At 71.2% G+C, this 18,881-nt stretch carries 14 protein-coding genes; all 14 read left to right on the forward strand.

What is annotated here, in order from left to right:
• Nucleotides 1–5: 5 nt before the first annotated feature.
• The 14 genes from folE to B2K11_RS02890 all read left to right on the forward strand — a co-directional run bounded on the left by folE (nucleotide 6) and on the right by B2K11_RS02890 (nucleotide 18,772).
• Nucleotides 6–611: a GTP cyclohydrolase I gene (gene folE, locus B2K11_RS02825; protein ID WP_163616636.1), complete on the forward strand. Its 606-nt coding sequence runs from the start codon at nucleotides 6–8 to the stop codon at nucleotides 609–611.
• On the forward strand, nucleotides 608–1,453 hold the full coding sequence (gene folP, locus B2K11_RS02830; protein ID WP_163616638.1) for a dihydropteroate synthase: 846 nt from the start codon (nucleotides 608–610) through the stop codon (nucleotides 1,451–1,453). The genes folE and folP overlap by 4 nt, the downstream gene beginning before the upstream one ends.
• A complete protein-coding gene (folB, locus tag B2K11_RS02835; protein WP_163616640.1) occupies nucleotides 1,453–1,848 on the forward strand; it encodes a dihydroneopterin aldolase in 396 nt (131 codons plus the stop codon). Before folP ends, folB begins: the two co-directional genes overlap by 1 nt.
• Nucleotides 1,845–2,405, forward strand: a complete 561-nt coding sequence (gene folK / locus B2K11_RS02840) for a 2-amino-4-hydroxy-6-hydroxymethyldihydropteridine diphosphokinase (RefSeq protein WP_163616642.1) — start codon at nucleotides 1,845–1,847, stop codon at nucleotides 2,403–2,405. Before folB ends, folK begins: the two co-directional genes overlap by 4 nt.
• Complete coding sequence (locus B2K11_RS02845) at nucleotides 2,402–2,899, forward strand: DUF3180 domain-containing protein (RefSeq protein ID WP_163616645.1); 498 nt, start codon at nucleotides 2,402–2,404, stop codon at nucleotides 2,897–2,899. The genes folK and B2K11_RS02845 overlap by 4 nt, the downstream gene beginning before the upstream one ends.
• A complete protein-coding gene (locus tag B2K11_RS02850; protein WP_163616647.1) occupies nucleotides 2,841–3,422 on the forward strand; it encodes a PH domain-containing protein in 582 nt (193 codons plus the stop codon). The genes B2K11_RS02845 and B2K11_RS02850 overlap by 59 nt, the downstream gene beginning before the upstream one ends.
• Nucleotides 3,419–5,257: a PH domain-containing protein gene (locus B2K11_RS02855; RefSeq protein ID WP_239525661.1), complete on the forward strand. Its 1,839-nt coding sequence runs from the start codon at nucleotides 3,419–3,421 to the stop codon at nucleotides 5,255–5,257. The genes B2K11_RS02850 and B2K11_RS02855 overlap by 4 nt, the downstream gene beginning before the upstream one ends.
• Nucleotides 5,254–5,970 (forward strand): DUF2520 domain-containing protein, encoded by a 717-nt coding sequence (locus B2K11_RS02860; protein WP_163616649.1) that lies wholly within the window; start codon nucleotides 5,254–5,256, stop codon nucleotides 5,968–5,970. The genes B2K11_RS02855 and B2K11_RS02860 overlap by 4 nt, the downstream gene beginning before the upstream one ends.
• Nucleotides 5,967–6,812: a pantoate--beta-alanine ligase gene (gene panC / locus B2K11_RS02865; RefSeq protein WP_163616651.1), complete on the forward strand. Its 846-nt coding sequence runs from the start codon at nucleotides 5,967–5,969 to the stop codon at nucleotides 6,810–6,812. Before B2K11_RS02860 ends, panC begins: the two co-directional genes overlap by 4 nt.
• Nucleotides 6,813–6,840: 28 nt before the next feature.
• Nucleotides 6,841–7,635, forward strand: coding sequence for an MBL fold metallo-hydrolase (locus B2K11_RS02870; RefSeq protein WP_163616653.1), 795 nt, complete (start codon nucleotides 6,841–6,843; stop codon nucleotides 7,633–7,635).
• A 145-nt stretch (nucleotides 7,636–7,780) separates the two neighbouring features.
• The gene (gene lysS / locus B2K11_RS02875) at nucleotides 7,781–9,304 is read left to right on the forward strand and encodes a lysine--tRNA ligase (protein ID WP_163616655.1); all 1,524 of its coding nucleotides are present in this window, start codon (nucleotides 7,781–7,783) and stop codon (nucleotides 9,302–9,304) included.
• A gap of 86 nt (nucleotides 9,305–9,390) precedes the next feature.
• Nucleotides 9,391–12,336 carry an AAA family ATPase gene (locus B2K11_RS02880; RefSeq protein WP_163616657.1) on the forward strand — a complete coding sequence of 982 codons (2,946 nt, stop codon included), beginning with the start codon at nucleotides 9,391–9,393 and terminating at the stop codon, nucleotides 12,334–12,336.
• Nucleotides 12,337–12,393: 57 nt separating this feature from the next.
• A complete protein-coding gene (locus B2K11_RS02885; RefSeq protein ID WP_163616659.1) occupies nucleotides 12,394–12,567 on the forward strand; it encodes a hypothetical protein in 174 nt (57 codons plus the stop codon).
• Nucleotides 12,568–12,583: 16 nt separating this feature from the next.
• Nucleotides 12,584–18,772, forward strand: a complete 6,189-nt coding sequence (locus tag B2K11_RS02890; protein WP_163616661.1) for a S8 family serine peptidase — start codon at nucleotides 12,584–12,586, stop codon at nucleotides 18,770–18,772.
• Nucleotides 18,773–18,881: the final 109 nt, after the last annotated feature.

Here is an 18,881-nt window from a genome sequence, read left to right on the forward strand (position 1 = left end):
GGCCCGTGGCCGTCGATCGTGAGCGCATCGCCGCGCTCGTGCGCGAGCTGCTGGAGGCGATCGGCGAAGACCCCGATCGTCCCGGCTTGAAGCAGACGCCCGAGCGCGTGGCCGACGCGTACGGCGAGTTCTTCGCGGGAGTGGGAGAGGATGCCGGGGCGCCGCTCGCGCGCACCATCTCGGTGTCGCGGGGCCCGGCCCCCGACACGCTCCCGTCCGGCGCGGTGATGCTCCGCGACATCCTGTTCCGCTCGGTGTGCGAGCATCACCTGCTGCCGTTCCGCGGCCATGCGCATCTCGCGTACCTCCCCGGTGAGCAGGTCGTGGGCCTCGGCGCGTTGCCGAAGGTCGTCGAGATCCTGTCTTCGCGTCCGCAGGTGCAGGAGCGCCTCGGCGAGCAGATCGCCGACGTGATCGCCGCCTCCCTCGACGCGCGGGGCGTGCTGGTGGTGCTCGAGGCGACGCACGAGTGCGTGACGATGCGCGGCGGGAGTCAGCCGGATGCCTCGACCGTGACGATCGCGGCGCGCGGCGAGCTGGCCGAGCCCGCGGCGCGTGCTGAGCTGGTCGCGCTGCTCGGGACGGCGCGGCCGTCGGGGATGCGCGCATGACGCTCATCATGGGCGTCGTAAATGTGACGCCCGACTCGTTCAGCGACGGCGGACGGCATGCGGATGCCGATACCGCCGTCGCCCATGGCCTGGCGCTGCACGCGCAGGGCGCCGACATCCTCGATGTCGGCGGCGAGTCGACGAGGCCCGGTGCGGAGCGCGTGGATCCGCGCGTCGAGCAGGGCCGCGTGCTTCCCGTCGTGCGCGCCCTCGTCGACGCCGGCGTGGTCGTGAGCATCGACACGATGAACGCGTCGACGGCCCTCGCCGCCGTGACGGCCGGGGCACGCATCGTGAACGACGTGTCGGGCGGCATGGCCGACCCCGAGATGCTGTCGACGGTCGCGTCGACGGATGCGGACGTGGTCCTGCAGCATTGGCGGGGCCACTCCGCCGACATGTACGCGCGCGCCGTCTACGACGACGTCGTGACCGAGGTCGCGGCAGAGCTCCGCGCTCGCGTCGAGGCGGCCGCGGCGGCCGGCATCGCGCCCGCCCGGGTGATCGTCGACCCGGGCATCGGGTTCGGCAAGCGCGGCGAGCAGAACTGGCAGACGCTGCGCGGGCTCGACCGCTTCGTCGCGATGGGCCCGCGGGTGCTGATCGGCACGAGCCGCAAGCGGTTCCTCGCCGACGCGCTCGCCGGCGATCCCGCCGACGGCGCCGAACCGTCCGAGGCTCGCCGCGACCTGGCGACCGCCGTGACGAGCGTGCTCGCCGCGCAGGCCGGGGCATGGGCGGTGCGTGTTCACGATGTCGCCGCCACGCGGGATGCTCTCGTGGTGGCCGGGCGCTGGACAGGCTCGCGACAGGACGACCGATCGGGCAGCCGGGAGGGCTGATGGACTTCATCGACGAAATCACGCTGACCGGGGTGCGCGCCTTCGGGCACCACGGCGTGTTCGCCGAAGAACGGCGGGAGGGCCAGGAGTTCGTCGTCGACGCGACCCTGTACGTCAGCACCGCGCAGGCCGCGGCATCCGACGACGTCGCCGACACCGTCCACTACGGAGAGGTGGCCGAGCGCATCGTCGAACTGGTCGGCCGCGAGCCGCTGAATCTGATCGAGGGCGTCGCGGCGCGGATCGCCGACGACCTCCTCGCGCGCGACGGCGTGAAGATGGTCGCGGTCACGGTCCACAAGCCGCAGGCGCCCATCACGGTGCCGTTCGCCGATGTGTCGGTCACGATCCGCCGTGCCCGACGTGAAGAGCCGTTCCGGACGGAGGAATCGTGAACCGGCGCCTGGCACAGGGTTTCGACGGGGATGCCGAGCGTCACCCGCGCGGACCGGTCGAGGCCGTCATCGCCCTGGGCGCGAATCTCGGCGACCGCAGCGCGACGATGGGGGCTGCGATCAAGGACCTCGCACGCGTGCCGCTGGTCGACGCCGTGCGCGTGTCGGAGCCGATCGAGTCGGTCGCCATGAAGCCGGAGGGACCGGATGCCGAGGCCCCGGCCTATCTGAACGCCGTGGCGATCCTCACCACGCGCCTCGCGCCGTCGGTGCTCCTGGGCTACCTCCATGCGATCGAGCAGCGGCACGGCCGTGTGCGCTCCGCTGCCCGCTCCGCCGGCGAGCCCGGCTGGGAGGATCGCACGCTGGACCTCGATCTCATCGCGTACGGCGATGTCGTCAGCGACGACCCCCGCCTGCGGCTGCCGCACCCGCGCGCCGCCGAGCGCGACTTCGTGCTCGGGCCCTGGCTGGCGGTGGATCCGGATGCCGTGCTTCCGGGCGCAGGTCGTGTCGACGAGGTTCTCCGCCGGCTGCAGGAGGGCGGACGCCGATGAAGCGCACCGGTGCCGGTGTTCTCGCGATCTCAGCGATCCTCGGGGTCGCCGCGGGCTTCCTCGTCGACCAGCTGCTGACATCGGCGGGACGCCCGACGTTCACGCCGGCGGTGACGCTGCCGATCCTCCTGGTGCTGCTGGGCGCCTTCGTGATCGCGCTCGCCATCCCGATCCGGCGCGCCACGCGCGGCACCTCGACGTCGAAAGTCGACCCGTTCCGCGCCGTGCGCATCGCGATGCTGGCGAAGGCCTCGAGCATCGTCGGCGCGGCGATCGGCGGGCTGGGAGCGGGGCTGTGGGTCTTCCTGGCGACCCGGCCTGTCACACCCTCGCTAGGCTCGTTGGCAGCGGTCATCGCGACGACCGTGAGCGGCGCCCTGCTGGTCGCCGCCGGTCTGGTCGCGGAGCACCTCTGCACCATCCGGAAGGACGACGATGACGAACAGCCCGGAGGCGACGACCCCGGACTCGAGCCCCGCCTCCACGACCACTGAGGCCGGGGGCACGTTCGAGGGGATCGCCGAGCCGCGTTCCGAGAACCGGCTGGTGCTGGAAGGCGGCGTGTGGCACCAGATCTCGCCGAAGTACGTGACGGTGCAGCTGATCTCCACCGGCTCGTTCCTCGTACTCGTGGTCGCAGCCACGCTGGTGCTCGCCCTGCTGATGCATCAGCTGTGGGCCTGGATCCCCGGCGGGATCCTCACCGTGATCCTCGCGTGGACGCTCCTCATCCTGCCCCGCCAGGCTCGCTCGATCGGGTATCAGCTGCGCGACGACGATCTGGTCTTCCGGCGCGGTATCCTCTGGCAACGCTTCGTGGCGGTGCCGTACGGCCGCATGCAGCTGATCGACATCACGCACGGTCCGCTGGACCGGGGCTTCGGCATCGCCCAGCTGAAGTTCGTCACCGCGGCCGCGGCGACCGGCGTCATCATCCCGGGGCTCGAGCAGTCCACCGCTGAGACGCTCCGCGACCACCTCGTCGGAGTCGCCGAGAGCCGGCGCACGGGTCTATGACGTCCACCCCCGAGCCCGTGAACCAGGTTCCCGACCCTGGGGACCAGGTCCCTGAGCCTGTCGAAGGGCCGCTCGCCCCCGGCGCACCGCCGCCGCAGCTGGTGCGATCGCCGCTCAGCGACGGCGAGTGGCATCGCCTGCACCCGCTCACGCCCCTCCTGCGCGGCGGGCTGTTCCTGATCGTCGTCATCGGCATCGTGCTCGCGAATCTGCGCGATCGCCTCGTGTTCATCTTCCTGCCGTGGCTCGCGCCCGACATCGAGGAGGAGGTCGGCGAGTGGGAGGGTGCCGGCGGCGACCCCATCGACTTCATCGTCGCGAACAACCTCTACGTGCTGGCGGGGCTCGCGGTCCTCGCGGCGCTCATCGTCCTCGTCGCGGTGTTCTACACGTCGTGGCGCTTCCACACCTTCCGCATCACCGATGACGACGTCGAGGTGCGCAGCGGCATCCTGTTCCGCACGCAGCGCCGGGCACCGCTCGATCGCGTGCAGGGTGTCAACCTCACGCGGCCGATGATCGCGCGACTGCTGGGCATGGCGAAGCTCGAGGTCGTCGGCGCCGGAGCCGATGCGAACGTCAAGCTCGAGTACCTCTCCACCGCGAACGCCGAGGCTGTGCGGACCGACATCCTCCGCCTCGCATCCGGACGTCGTCTCGCGATGACCACGGGACCGGCCGCGGTCAGGCCCGTCGGCAGGGCCGCGATGCTGAGCCAGACCGTGGGTCGCGAGATCACCGGCATGATCGAGGGGCCAGAGGCGCCGGTCGCCGAGCTCGAGTCCGTCGTGAGCATCCCGGTCGGCCGGCTCGTGGCATCCCACATCCTCAGCATGTCGACGCTGGGCCTGATCTTCGCGATCATCGCGATCGTGGTCGGTGTGAGCCAGGGCGTCACGTGGCTGCTGTTCGGGTTCGTTCCCGCGATCATCGGCTTCGGCGCCTACTGGCTGCGCTCGATCGTCCGGTCGCTGCGGTACGCGATCGCGCCGACGCCCGACGGCGTGCGGATCACGTTCGGCCTCTTCACGACCATCACCGAGATCGTGCCCCCGGGGCGTGTGCACGCCGTCGAGGTGACACAGCCCATCATGTGGCGCCCCGCCGGCTGGTGGGCGGTGCGCATCAACCGCCTCACCGGGCGCAGCGCCGCCGACGGCAGCACGGATCAGTTCACCACCGCCCTGCCGGTGGGCACCGTCGCCGACGTCGAACGCGTGCTGCGGCTGCTGCAGCCCACGCTCTCCGACGAGGAGCGAGCGCTGGTCGTGCAGGAGGGCATGTTCGGACCGGGCGAGGTCGACACCTTCACGAACACGCCGAAGCGCGCCTGGTGGATCGTCCCGCTGTCGTATCGGCGCAACGGCTTCCGCCTCACCGCCGACGCGCTGCTGATGCGACGCGGCGTCGTGTGGCGCAAGCTGGTCATCCTGCCGCTCGCGCGTCTGCAGAGCATCGGCCTGTACCAGGGCCCCCTCGACCGGGCGTCGGGCGTGACGAACGTGCGCGCGCACGTCGTCACCGGTCCGGTGTCGCCGTTCCTGGCTGCCGTCGACCGCGACCACGCTCTCGCGCTGTTCGACGATGTCGCGCGCGGTTCGGTGCGCGAAGCGCTCGCCGACCGCACGCATCGGTGGGCGGAGGACGAGACGGTCCCCGCGGTCCCCGCAAGCGCCGGATCCACCGCAGCGGACGAGGCTGGCGACGTTTCGCCTCGCTTCGCTCACTCAACGACCGAACCTCTGATTGCGGTCGTTGAGCGAGCGAGCGCCAGCGAGGGAGACGAAACGCGCCGAGCCTCCGAGAGGACGCCCGGCGAGGAGGACCACGGATGACCCGTGATGGAAGGCTCGGAGTCGGGATCATCGGGGCGGGTCGCGTCGGACCGGTGCTGGGTGCGGCGCTCGCCGGTGCCGGACACGCGCTGGTCGGGATCACGCAGGGCTCCGACCCGGAGCGGGTCGAGGCGATCCTTCCGGGCGTGCCCGTGCTGGACGCGACCGAGGTCGCCCGGCGCAGCGAGCTGGTGATCGTCGCCGTGCCCCACGACCAGCTCGAGGGACTCGTGCGAGGTCTGGCCGAGGTCGGTGCGTGGCAGCCGGGGCAGCTCGTCCTGCACACGGACCCGGCCTGGGGGGCCGGCATCCTCTCTCCCGCCGTCGCGAAGGGCGCCATCCCGCTCGCCGTGCATCCCGCGATCGAGTTCAGCGGAACGTCGATGGATCTGCGCGCGCTGACCAGTGCGTACGCGGCCGTCACGGCACCCGGGCCGGTGCTGCCGATCGCGCAGGCCCTCGCCGTGGAGCTGGGGTGCGAACCGGTGGTCGTCGAGGAGTCGGCCCGCGCGGCCTACGGCGAGGCGATCGCCACGGCAAGGGTCTTCTCGCGCTCCATCGTGCACCAGGCGGCCGCTCTCCTCGCCGAAGCGGGCGTGCCGTACCCGGGGTCGTTCCTCTCCGCTTTGGCGCACACCACGCTCGACCACGCGCTCACCGAGGCCGGCTCTGGTCCGGTGGGTGGCGAGCCTCCCGCTACGATCCAAGGATGATCAGCACCATCGACGAGCTGCGTGCTCGGCTCGCCGAGGTACGCGCCGCCGCACCGGGGTCCCGCGTCGCCCTCATCTCGACCATCGGCTCCCTTCACGACGGACATATCGACCTGGTCCACCGGGCGCGCGAGGTCGCCGACATCGTCGTGGTGTCGGTGTTCGTCAATCCGCTGCGGTTCGCATCGCCGGCGGATTTCGCCGCCTATCCGCGCACTCCCGAGGACGACGCCCGACTGCTCGCGTCGCTCGGCGTCGACGTCGTCTTCGCGCCCGAGAGGGACGAACTGCTCCCCGACGGCTCCGCGACGACGAAGGTCTCCGCCGGCGACCTGGGCCTGCGGTACGAGGGGCGGTTCCGCCCGTTCTACTTCGACGGTCTCCTCACCGTCGAGGCCAAGCTGTTCCACCTCGTCCGGCCCGATGTCGCCGTCTACGGCGAGCGGGATCGGCAGCGCGTCTTCCTGGTGCGCAGGATGATCCGCGACTTATTCTTCGACGTCGAGGTCGCGACGGTCGAGACCGTCCGCGGCGACGACGGCCTTCCGGTGTCGACCCGCGTCGGGATGCTCGAGGACCGCGACCTCGCCGCCGCCGCGCTCCTCCCCGCGGCTCTCGATGCCGCAGCCGCCAACGCCGACCGCGGCATCGACGCCTGCATCGCCGCGGCGCAGTCGACGCTCATGGGGGAGCCCCGCATCCGCCTCGAGTATCTGAGCGTCGTCGATCCGGTGACGTTCCTCCCGGTCGACGAGGGCACCAGCGGACCCGCGCTCGCGCTCATCGCCGCGACGGTGGCGGGCCACCGACTCATCGATAACGCCGAGATCTACCTCGGCTGAGCGCGGACACCGGGCCCCAGGAGACGACATGCGCATCACACGGATCGGCGGTCCGACGGCCCTCGTCGAGTGGGAGGGGTGGCGGATCCTCACCGACCCCACCTTCGATCCACCGGGTCGCACCTATTCGTTCGGGGCGGGAACGTCGTCCCGCAAGACGACGGGGCCCGCGGTCGACCTCTCCGACATCGGCGAGGTCGACATCGTGCTGCTGAGTCACCACCACCACGCCGACAACCTCGACGATGCCGGCCGCGCCGGCCTCGGCGTCGCGCGTACGGTGCTGACGACGATCGCCGGCGCCAAGAGCCTGTCGACGTCGGGCGCGCACCGCGACGCGAGAGGTCTGCGTGCCGGAGACGCCATCACCCTCACCGCCGAGGGCAAGCCCGACCTCGTGATCACGGCGACGCCGTGCCGGCATGGCGCTCCTCTCACGCGTCCGATCGTCGGTCCGGTCATCGGGTTCACGCTGGCGCGCGTGGGCGGCGCGCACCCTGTGCTCTGGATGACCGGTGACACCGTGATGTACCGCGCGCTGCGTCGCGTCGCCGCGGGCTTGCATCCGGACGTCGCCCTCGTGCACATCGGTGCGGTGAAGTTCCCGCTCACGGGCCCGCTGGCGTACACGATGGATGCCGACGACGCGGTCGAGCTGATCGGGCTGGCCGAGCCCGGCACGGCGGTGCCCGTGCACGTCGAGGGCTGGAGCCATTTCTCGCAGCAGGAGGATGCGGCGGCCCGCGTGCTGGACGCCGCCCCCGGCGCGGTGCGCGAGCGCGTCCGCTGGGCGCCCCTGGGGGAGCCGATCGAGCTCCCCTGACCGGCGCCGACACCGGCGCGGGCCGAGGCGCGGGCTGCGGCATCCAGTGTTCTGAGTGGGCTGTTCAGAAAGGCCGGAGGTCGCCGCCGATACACTTGGGGGTCCGCGTTCTGCGGAGAACATCCCCCACCGAGGAGCACATCCCGTGACCGACACGACCTCGCCCGCCGAGACCGCCGAGCCCACCGAAGAGGAGATCTTCGAGCAGAAGGCCGTGCGTCTGGCCAAGCGCGAGCGGCTGATCGCGGAGCGGACGGATGCCGCAGGCGGGGCCTACCCCGTCAGCCTGCCGATCACCGACACGATCCCGGCGCTGCGGGAGCGTTTCGCCGACCTGGAGGCGGGGGCCGAGACCGGCGTCACCGCCGCCGTCGCCGGTCGTGTCGTGCTGAGCCGCAACGGCGGCAAGCTCTGCTTCGCCACGCTCCAGGCGGGCGACGGCAGCCGCATCCAGGCGATGGTGTCGCTGGCCGCGGTCGGCGCCGACTCGCTGCAGGCGTGGAAGGAGCTCGTCGACCTCGGCGACCACGTGTTCGTCAGCGGAGAGGTCATCTCGAGCCGACGCGGCGAGCTGTCGATCATGGTCTCGGACTGGCGCATCGCCTCGAAGGCCATCCTGCCGCTGCCGAACCTGCACAACGAGCTCAGCGAGGAGAACCGCGTCCGCAGCCGGTTCCTCGATCTCATCGTGCGCGATCGTGCGCGTGAGACCGTCATCGCCCGCGCCAAGGCCAACGCGAGCGTGCGGCAGACCTTCGCGAACCACGGGTTCCTCGAGGTGGAGACCCCGATGCTGCAGGTGCAGCACGGCGGTGCGTCGGCGCGTCCCTTCATCACCAACTCGAACGCCTTCGACACCGACCTCTACCTGCGCATCGCGCCGGAGCTCTTCCTCAAGCGGGCCGTCGTGGGCGGCATCGACCGGGTCTTCGAGATCAACCGCAACTTCCGCAACGAAGGCGCCGACTCGACCCACAGCCCCGAGTTCGTCATGATCGAGGCCTACCAGGCGTACAGCGACTACAACGGCATCGCCGACCTGACGCAGGAGCTGATCCAGAACGCCGCCGTCGCGGTCACCGGATCCACCACGGTGACCTGGGCGGACGGCACGGAGTACGACCTCGGCGGCGAATGGGAGCGCCTCCCGATGTACGGCTCGCTCTCGGAGGCGTCCGGCCGCGAGGTCACGCCTGAGACGCCGCTCGCCGAGCTCGTCGCGTTCGCGAACGAGGTGGGCGTCGACATCCCGCCTCACGCCACCCACGGCAAGCTGGTCGAGGAGCTGTGGGAGCACTTCGTCAAGCCCGGTCTCGCCCGCCCGACGTTCGTCATGGACTTCCCGATCGACACCAGCCCGCTCGTGCGCGAGCACCGCACGATCCCGGGCGTGGTCGAGAAGTGGGATCTCTACACCCGCGGCTTCGAGCTCGCGACCGGCTACTCCGAACTCGTCGACCCCGTGATCCAGCGCGAGCGCTTCGTCGAGCAGGCCAAGCTGGCTGCGCGCGGCGACCTCGAGGCCATGCGCATCGACGAGGAGTTCCTGCGGGCGCTCGAGCACGGCATGCCGCCGACCGGGGGCATGGGCATGGGCATCGACCGTCTGCTGATGGCGATCACCGGTCTCGGCATCCGCGAGACGATCCTCTTCCCGCTCGTCAAGTAGGCGGAGCGCGCCGTCACCGCCGGCGCGATGTACTCCCACGACGGGCGCGCCTCGACGGTCGAGGGCGTCAGGTGAGACCATCTCGCATGGTCAACCGCTCAGACGCGAACTCTCCAGTGATCTCCACGCCGCATTTCGTCGGTCGCGATCCCGAGTTGGCCGCGCTCCGCGATGCCGTCTCCCGGCCGCCCGCGATCGTGCTGGTGGAGGGTGAGGCGGGGATCGGGAAGAGCCGACTGCTGCAGGAGTGGCTCGCCGGCGCGCCCACTCTCACCGCCCTGGTCTCGGTGTGCCCGCCGCTGCGGGAGTCGCTGACCTTGGGTCCGATCGTCGACGCGTTCCGGGGGATCGACCGACTCGTGGCAGGACTGCGGCTCACCGATCTCGCGGGCGCGCTGCGGCCGCTGTTTCCAGAGTGGTCCGGCGACCTGCCGCCCGCCCTCGAACCCCTCGACGACGCGAAGGCGGCACGGCATCGCCTGTTCCGCGCGCTCGACGAGCTGCTCAGGGCGCTGGGCGTGGGCGTCCTCGTCCTGGAGGACGCGCACTGGGCCGACGAGGTGACGCTGGAGTTCCTCCTGTTCCTCACCTCCCGGCAGCGCTCGGACGGACCGAGCCTGGTGATCTCGTACCGCCCGGAGGAGGTGGACGCCGGGTCGCTGCTGCTGCGGCTGACGTCCCGCCTGCCCGTCGGGGTCACCGGGTCGAGGATCGCCCTCACGTCGGTGGCACCCGACGACACGGCGTCGCTGGTGTCGTCGATGCTGGGCGGAGAGCCGGTCTCCGACGAGTTCCGCAGCTTTCTGCACGAGCGGACCGGGGGCATCCCCCTGGCGATCGAGGAGTCCGTCCGGCTCATGTGCGATCGTGCGGACATCACCTTCCGTGACGGGCAGTGGGTCCGCCTGGCGCTCACGGAGCTCCAGGTGCCGCCCACCGTCCGCGACTCCACACGAGAGCGGGTGGACCGCCTGTCGCCCGCAGCGCAGCAGACGCTGCGGGCCGCCGCGGTCCTGGCCGAGTGGTCGTCCGAGGCCGCGATCGCTGCGACCGCCGGCCTCACGCCCGAGGACGCGCGCGCCGGCATCGCTGAGGCGGCCGACGCCAGGATCCTGTCCGGCGACGACCGCGGCCGGTGGCGGTTCCGGCACGTCCTGGTCGCGACGGCGGTCTACGAGACCGTCGCGCGCACCGATCGCGCGCTCCTGCACCGCCGAGCCGGCGAGGCGTTGGAGTCCGTCGATCCGCAGCCCGTCGCGCGCCTGGCCCACCACTTCCGCGAGGCCGGCGAGACCCGGCCCTGGGCGCGGTACGCCGAGCAGGCGGCAGCGCAGGCGATGGCGTCGGGCGACAACACCGCTGCCGTCGTCCTGCTTGTCGACCTCCTGAGGGAGACGGCACTCCCGCCGGCCGACCTCGCGCGAATCGCGCGCACCACGGGGCTCGCCTCCTTGGGGCGCCGAGAGCCGGTCGATGAGGTCTATCACCGCGTCGTGCGCGGCCTGCGCACGGTGCTCGACGGCCCCGGGCTGTCCGCCCGCGAGCAGGCTGAGGTGCGCAACCCGCTGGGCCGGCTCCTGATCACCGGTGGCGAGGCGGCGGCCGCGCGTGTGGAGCTCGAGCGGGCGGTGACGGACCTCGGCCACGACCCCGCCGAGGCGGCCAAGGCCATGACGTACCTGGGCTGGGCCTACGGGTCGCCGTGGCCGGCCTCCACCCATCGACGCTGGCTGCGGCGTGCCGCCGACCTCGCGGCGGGAATCGAGTCGCCCGCGGTCCGACTGAACCTGACGGGCAACCGCGCGGCCGCGTTCCTCATGCTCGGCGACGACGAGGCATGGGACGTCGTCGCCGGCCTGCCGTTCGACGGCGCGACCGCCCCGGAGCGGCTCGACGTCGCCCGCATCCACACCAACATCGGGACAGGCGCGGTGATGTGGGGCCGGTACGCCGAGGCGGAGCGGCACCTCGCCGTCGCCCTGAGGCTCGCCGACGCCGAGGAATCGTCGCGGCTGCGCTTCAACGTCCAGCTCGAACTCGCCAACCTGGACTGGTTCCGCGGACGGTGGGAGGGGCTGGCAGACCGCAGCGCCACGCTCGCCGAGGCCAACGCGGACCGGCCGGCGATCCACCTGGCCGGCGTCCGGCTGACCGCGCGGCTCGCCGCCGCGGCCGGACGCCGACGCGAGGCGGAGGAGCAGTTCCGGTACGTCCTCGATGAGGCGACGCGGCTCGGCGCCGCCGACGACGTGATGGAGCCCGCCGCGGAGCTGGCGCGGCTCTGGCGGGCGGACGGCGAGATCGCGCGGGCGCTGCAGATCACCGACGCGCCGCTTCGCACCGTCCGGGCAAAGGGGATCTGGCTGTGGGCCACCGACGTCGCGCCCGTGCGGGTCGATGCGCTGATCGCCGCGGGGGAGCGCAAAGCCGCGAAAGCCCTCACCGAGGAGTTCGCCCGCGGGCTGCGCGGTCACACCGCCCCGGCCCCTCGGGCCGCGCTGGCGCTTTGTCGGGCGCACGTTGCTGCCGCAGGGGACGACCCGGCCAGGGCAGCTTCCGCGTACGCGCGGGCGGCGCAGGCGTGGGACGCGCTGCCGCGGCCGTACGACGCTCTGCGTGCGCGCGAGGGCCAGGCGGTCGCGCTCCTGGCGGCAGACCGCCTCGCCGAGGGGCGGCAGCTGCTGTCCGCACAGTACGAGGAGCTGTTCCGGCTCGGCGCCCGCCGGGACGCCGACCGGGTCGCCCAGCGGCTCCGCGACCACGGCGCGGAGGTTCCCCGGCTGTGGCGCGGCGGCCGGAAGGGGTATGGCGACCGCCTCTCGCCCCGCGAGCTGGAGGTGGTCCGGCTGGTGGTCGCCGGCAGGACGAACCGGCAGATCAGCCAGATCCTCGCCAAGTCGCCGGCGACGGTGGACCAGCAGCTGAGGTCGGCCATGCGCAAGGTCGAGGTGACGTCCCGGACCGCCCTCGCCGTCAAGGTGACCGAGGCCGGACTGCTCGAGGACGACGAGTTGGGTGTGACGCTCTCATAAAGATTGACGTATTCGCCGGATAGCGACGTGCGGGCTGCATGCCGAAACATGACCTGCATGTCCCACGACCCGGAGTCACGCGCGCGCCACGAGATCGCCGCGAGTGACGACTCGAACACCGAGCCAGAGCTGCCCCAGCCCGGTGGAGCGCGCACCACCGAGGGTGCCGTCGACCCCGACGGCGCTGCCGACCGTGCGCGCCAGAGCCACGACCCTTACCAACCCCTGTAGACCGGAGGCCCCACCCATGAGACTTATCGCCATCGCCACGTCGCTCGCCGTCATGGCCGGCCTGAGCATGGGTGCGCCGCTCCCGGCGGCCGCCGCCGAACCGGATGCTGTTCCCCCCGAAGCCAAGATCACGGGCGATCTGAAGGACCGGTTCCATGAGGACCCGGTCGCCGATTTCTGGATCACGTTCAACGCCAACGCCGACCTGGCGCCCGCCAAGGAGATCACCGACTGGGACGAGCGCGGTCAGTTCGTCTACGACGCGCTCAAGAAGTCGGCCAAAGCTTCCGAGGCGGCCGTGGCGGCCGAGCTCGAGGCAGCGGGCGTGAAGTACACGTCCTACCCGCTCGTCAACGCCGTGCTCGTCAAGGGCGGCACGCAGGACCTCGCGCTCGACGTCGCCTCGGTGGGGCAGGTCGCCGAGATCCACGCGTCGCCCCAGGTCGCGCTCGTCGAACCCGTCGAAGAGGAGACGCCGGCTGAAGAGGGCCTCCGCCCCGACGCCGCGGTCGCAGACGACGCGGGCGTCAACGCGTGGGGGGTGGACGCCATCCGCGCCCCCGAAGCCTGGGCGATGGGCGCCACGGGCGCCGGTATCACGGTGTCCAACCTCGACTCGGGCGTCCAGTTCGACCACTCGGCGCTGGTGTCGAAATACCGGGGCGCCAAGCCGGACGGCACGTTCGAGCACGACTACAACTGGATGGCCACCCGGACCACCTGCTCGGACGCGCCCTGCGACGACAACGGTCACGGCACGCACACCATGGGCACGATGGTCGGCGACGACGGCACCAATCACGTCGGTGTCGCCCCAGGCGCGAACTGGATCGCGACCGACGGCTGCTGCAGCAGCTCCGGTGCCGAGTCGCTGCTGGAGTCCGGCTGGTGGCTGCTGGCCCCGACCGACCTGCAGGGCAACAACCCGGATCCCTCCAAGCGCCCCCACATCATCAACAACTCGTGGGGCCAGGACACCGAGCACGACTTCCACACCTTCTTCAATGCGATCGACGCGGCCTGGACGGCCGCCGGCATCTTCAGCGTCTGGTCGTCGGGCAACACCTCTCCGTATGCGGACTGCGACACCGTCTCCTCTCCGGGCGCGGCCCCGAGCGCCTACTCCGTCGGCGCCTACGACGTGAGCGGCAACCTGGGGGCCTTCTCGCGCAAGGGTGAGGGCGAGAACGGCCAGATCAAGCCTGAGATCTCGGCTCCCGGGGTGGGTGTTCGCTCGTCGTATCCCGGCAACCAGTACGTCGAGATGTCGGGCACGTCGATGGCGTCACCGCATGTCGCCGGCGCCGTCGCCGACCTGTGGAGCTACGACCCGACGCTGATCGGGCAGGTCGAGGAGACCCGTCGCCTGCTCGCCGAGTCGGCCGTCGACGTCGACAACACGTCGTGCGGCGGGACCGCCGACTTCAACAACATGTACGGCGAGGGTCGGCTGGACCTGCCCCGCCTGCTCGAGCTCGCGCCCCGTCAGGGCGGCACGCTGACCGGAGTGGTCACCGCGAACGGTGAGCCGGTCGTCGGCGCCGACGTGACGATCAGCGGACCGTTCACCCGCTCCGTCGGGACGGACGAGGCCGGCCGGTTCTCGGTGAACCTGCCCGTCGGCGACTACCGGCTGAGCACGAAGGTCTTCGGCTACCTCACCGCGACCGCCGAGGTCACGATCGTCCTGGGCGAGCAGTCCTCCGCCGACCTCCCGCTCACGGCCGCCCCACGGCACGACATCCGCGGCACGGTGGTCGACGGGGAGGGCGACGCCGTCCCGAACGCCGACGTCTCGGTCAGGGGCACGCCGCTGGACCCCGTCCGCACGGACGCCGACGGCGCGTTCGAGATCGCCGACGTGCCCGAGGGCCAGTACGGCATCGCCGTCACGCCAAACGCCTGCTTCTCGCCCACCTCCGTCCCGCTGACGGTCGGTGCTGAGAACGAGCGGCTGGAGATTCCCGTAGGGCTCGTCGTCGACGGCGGCGGCTACAGCTGCGCCGTCTCCGAGGGGGAGCACCTGCGGGGTACGGACAGACTCGACTTCGAGGCGCCCTTCGTCTGGTCCGAGGTGAACCTGCCGTTCCCGATCGCGCTCTACAACGGGAGCCACGACACGCTCGGCATCGGCCTGCGCGGCGTGATCTCTCCCGACGCTTCCACGGGACCGGGCTACGGCGGTGCCGGCGCCTTCCCGTTCTCCACCGAGACCCCTGTCGAGTTCGCTCCGGGTGGCGGCGTGTTCACAGCGGCGACGAAGCTCGACGGCGAGGACGCATTCGTCGTCGAGTACCGCGACGCCAGGATCTGGGCCTACCCGATCCGGTCGGAGTACAGCGAGCCGGTCGACTTCTCGGCCACGTTCACCCGCTCGGGCAAGATCGTCTTCGGGTACGGCGACGGCATCGGCACCGAAGACCCGGTGACGGCCGGCGCCCGCGCGATCACGGGCATCCAGGGCTGGGCCGGCGTGGACGGCATCCGGTTCTCCGACAACGCGCCGGTGCTCGAGGACGGGATGATCGTCACGTACGACCTGCCCGACTGGGGCTACCTCGATGCCACCGTCGTCGACAAGAACGACGGGCTGCCGGTATCCGGTGCCACGGTGTCGTTCACCGATGAGGACGGACTCGTCGAGTCCGTCACGACGGGGGGGACGGGCGTCGTGCACCGCCAGCTTCCCGTCGCCGACTACACGATGACGGTCGAGGCGCCGAACTACGTGACCGCGTCGTACGACTTCACCCTCGACGAGCTCTACGCGAAGGCGAAGATCGACGCGCGCCTGACCACCGGCGTCGCCGACCTGAAGTCCGACGGTCTGGACGTCCTGATGGGCACAGATCAGAACGGCGTCGGCTCGCTGACGCTGACCAACAACGGTTCCGCCCCGCTCACGTACGACCTGGGCGAGGCCGAGCGCCATCCCGAACTCGACGGCGCGGGCGCCACGACGCGCACCGGGACAGGGGCGGACAGCACCATCGACCTCACCGCCTGGACGGCCGGTGCGAGCGACATGACGCCGTCGAACGTCGACGGAGAGTTGGAGGCATCCGCCGCCGCGGAGGCGGATGCGGCCCTCAAGGTCGGCGCGACGGCCGGCGGCGAGGTCATCACCCGTATCGCGATCCCGGGCACCATCGCGGAGAAGGAGCCCTCGGGCGTCGGGTACGACGGAGACGTGTGGGTCCACGATTACGACAAGCGGACCAACACCGCCTACACGGTGACGGGCAAGTCCACCGGCAAGGTCTTCGACGCGGCGTGGAACCCCGACTACCGGGCTTTCGACATGGCGCTCGACACCGAGACCGGTGACATGTGCCAGATGGAGGACAGCCCTGACAGCTACATCCACTGCTTCGACCGGGAGACGGGCAAGGAGACCCGTCAGATCAAGGGTGACTGGTCCACGTTGCCCCTGACCGGGCTCGCCTACAACCCCGAGGAGGACGTGTTCTACGTCGGCGGCCGGAGCAACGGCATGATCGGGACGGTCGCGGGCACGTCTCACGACGACGCCGGCGCACTGCTGTCGTTCTGTGCCCCGCCGCTGCCGGAGATCATGGGCCTGGCCTACAACCAGGCGTCCGACACCATCTGGTACACGGACCGGACCTCCAACCGGCCCACCCGCCTGCTGCAGGTCGACCCCGAGGACTGCTCGCTCGTCAACGCGTGGTGGTTCCCCGGCATGAAGCCGGGCGCGGGTGGCGGCCTCGAGACCGACTCGACCGGCGCGCTGTGGGCGGTGGATCAGCTGACCGACGAGGTCCTGCTCGTCGACGTCGAGGACGACCTGTTCACCGACCTTCCCTGGCTGTCGCTCTCCTCAAGCGGTGGCACACTTGCCCCGGGAGAATCGACCACGGTCAAGGTCTCGATCTCCTCGAAGGACGTCGACCCCGGCACCCTGGCGGCGAACGTCATCGTGCGGTCCGACTCCGGGCGGCAGTCGAAGGCCTACGTCCCGGTGACGCTCACAACCTCCGCCTACCAGGTGGCCGTCGACGCGGGCGGGTCCTCGTTCACCGATGCCACCGGCTTCGCCTGGTCTGCCGATCAGGCGGCCGGCGAAGGCACGTGGGGCTACCAGGGCAAGGACAAGGCGACCTCCACGCGCGCGCCGATCGCGGGCACCGAGGACGACTCTCTGTTCCAGTCCCAGCGCACCACGCCGGACCGCGACCTCGTCTACACCTTCCCCGACGTACCGAAGGGCACGTACAACATCGACCTCGGGTTCGCGGAGACCGAGCAGGTGGGCGTAGGCAAGCGGGTCTTCGACGTCCTCGTCGACGACGAGCTGACGCAGTACGCCTACGACGCCGCCTCCGCCGTGGGTCCGGACGCCGCCGACTGGCACACCGCCGTCGTGCAGCACGAGGGCGGACCGCTGACCGTCGAGCTGCGCGGGGCGAAGGGCCTGCGGGCACCGAGCGTCGGGGCGCTGCGCGTCACGCTCGACCCACGCGGGGCCGAGGCCGAACCGGAGCCTCAGCCCGAGCAGCCGGAAGCGGGCCCTGTGCCCGTGGCGCCGGCGGGTCGCTCGTACTCGGTGCAGGTGACCGAGGGGCTCTACCGGCAGGGAACCACGGACTCCGAATGGCAGGGCGACGACCTGTGCGGCGTCCTGTGGTTCGACTCCAGCTTCCTGTTCCCGTTCTACGACACGGCCTGGGACGGCGTGTGCGTGACGACCAACGGATCGCTGGCATTCGACCGGTCGAGCAGCCAGGCGAGCAACACGGCGCTGCCCTCGCGGAGCCCGGTCGATGCCATCTACCCACTGTGGGATGACTTGATCGTCGACGACCAGGCGGGCATCTACTTCGGCATGACCGAGGTGGACGGGATTGCCGCGGAGGTCATCGAGTGGCGCAACGTCACCTTCTACAGCGACCGGACGGCCAGGGTGAGCTTCTCCGTCACCCTGATCGCGGACGGCCGCATCCAGATCGGGTATGGCGACGGCGTCGGCGGTGACAACCCCCTCACCCACGGGTCGTCGGCGACGGTCGGCCTGGAGAGCCTGACGCGCAACCCCGCCAGCCAGTACTCCTTCAATCAGCCGGTGCTGACGGCCGGGCTGGGGCTGGAGTACACGCTTCCGACGTCGGGCACGATCGAGGGAACGGTTACCGACAAGAACGACGGCCAGCCGATCGCCGGTGCGATCATCACGCTGCGCGGTCCCGCCGGCGACCGGGTCATCACGGCCGACGAGCTGGGCCGGTGGAAGGCCCAGGCGCTGGTCGGCGAGAACACCGTGGAGGTCTGGGCGCCGAACTACGTCACGGCCAGCCACCCGGTGACCATCGCCGCGAAGGACCAGGCCGAGGTGGTCGACACCGCACTGACCACGGGCGTCCTGACGGTCACCCGAGGCGACCTCGATTGGCTGCTGGCCCAGGGCCAGACCGCCACGGCTGACGTCACCGTGACGAACACGGGCTCCGCCCCGCTCCAGGTGGAGCTGCGTGAGCAGCGGCGCACCGACGACGGCGGGCACGAGGCCGCCGACCTGCCGTGGCTGACCCTCACGGGCAAGGCCGCGGACGGCACGGTAGAGCTCGGGGTCGGCGAGTCCACCACGGTCACCGCGAAGGTCGACAACGCCGGCGTCGAGCCCGGCGTGCTCGTCGGGGACGTGCTCGTCGCGTCCAACGCCGGCAAGGACGCGTCCCAGTTCCAGCCGGTCCGACTGGCGACCTCCGCCTACTGGCAGGGCGTGGATGCCGGCGGGTCCGGGTTCGTCGGCGCGGACGGCTTCGTCTGGTCGCCTGACCGCGCGCTGGGCTCGGAGCCGTGGGGGTACGTCGGTGGCACCGATCGTGCCACCAAGGCCGACATCGGCGGCACGGAGGACGACGACCTGTACCGCACCCAGCGGACGGGCAAGACGTTCAGCTACGTGTTCAAGGACGCGCCCGCCGGGACGTACCGCATCGGTCTCGACTTCGCCGAGATCGACAAGGTCAAGGCCGGCATGCGGGCGTTCGACGTCCTGGTGAACGGGAACCCCGTGCTCCACGACCACGACGTCCAAGCCACCGTAGGCGCGCTGACGGCGGACGTGCAGGAGGTCACCGTCGAGCACGCCGGAGGCGATCTGACGATCGAGTTCACCGGCGAGATCAGCGAGCGCGAGCCGATCGTCAATGCCCTGAAGGTTCGGGAGGATCCGCGCCTCTGACCTCATGCTGACGGGCCGCCGGCCCGTGACGGAGCCTCTCCCGGTCGTCGCCGGGGGAGGCTCCGTCGCGTCCCGCGCCGGGGTGCGGCGCCCCCCTGCGCGCCTACCC

Source organism: Microbacterium sp. B35-30 (assembly GCF_010634855.1).
In the GTDB taxonomy this organism is placed as follows: Bacteria; Actinomycetota; Actinomycetes; order Actinomycetales; family Microbacteriaceae; genus Microbacterium.

Bases quoted from the DNA above. Each gene is read 5' to 3' on its own strand.
- B2K11_RS02885 (WP_163616659.1), top strand. From the start codon at position 12,394: ATGTCCCACGACCCGGAGTCACGCGCGCGCCACGAGATCGCCGCGAGT.
- panC (WP_163616651.1), top strand. From the start codon at position 5,967: ATGATCAGCACCATCGACGAGCTGCGTGCTCGGCTCGCCGAGGTACGC.
- B2K11_RS02860 (WP_163616649.1), top strand. From the start codon at position 5,254: ATGACCCGTGATGGAAGGCTCGGAGTCGGGATCATCGGGGCGGGTCGC.
- B2K11_RS02870 (WP_163616653.1), top strand. From the start codon at position 6,841: ATGCGCATCACACGGATCGGCGGTCCGACGGCCCTCGTCGAGTGGGAG.
- B2K11_RS02890 (WP_163616661.1), top strand. From the start codon at position 12,584: ATGAGACTTATCGCCATCGCCACGTCGCTCGCCGTCATGGCCGGCCTG.
- folP (WP_163616638.1), top strand. From the start codon at position 608: ATGACGCTCATCATGGGCGTCGTAAATGTGACGCCCGACTCGTTCAGC.
- B2K11_RS02850 (WP_163616647.1), top strand. From the start codon at position 2,841: ATGACGAACAGCCCGGAGGCGACGACCCCGGACTCGAGCCCCGCCTCC.
- B2K11_RS02855 (WP_239525661.1), top strand. From the start codon at position 3,419: ATGACGTCCACCCCCGAGCCCGTGAACCAGGTTCCCGACCCTGGGGAC.
- B2K11_RS02880 (WP_163616657.1), top strand. From the start codon at position 9,391: ATGGTCAACCGCTCAGACGCGAACTCTCCAGTGATCTCCACGCCGCAT.
- folB (WP_163616640.1), top strand. From the start codon at position 1,453: ATGGACTTCATCGACGAAATCACGCTGACCGGGGTGCGCGCCTTCGGG.
- B2K11_RS02845 (WP_163616645.1), top strand. From the start codon at position 2,402: ATGAAGCGCACCGGTGCCGGTGTTCTCGCGATCTCAGCGATCCTCGGG.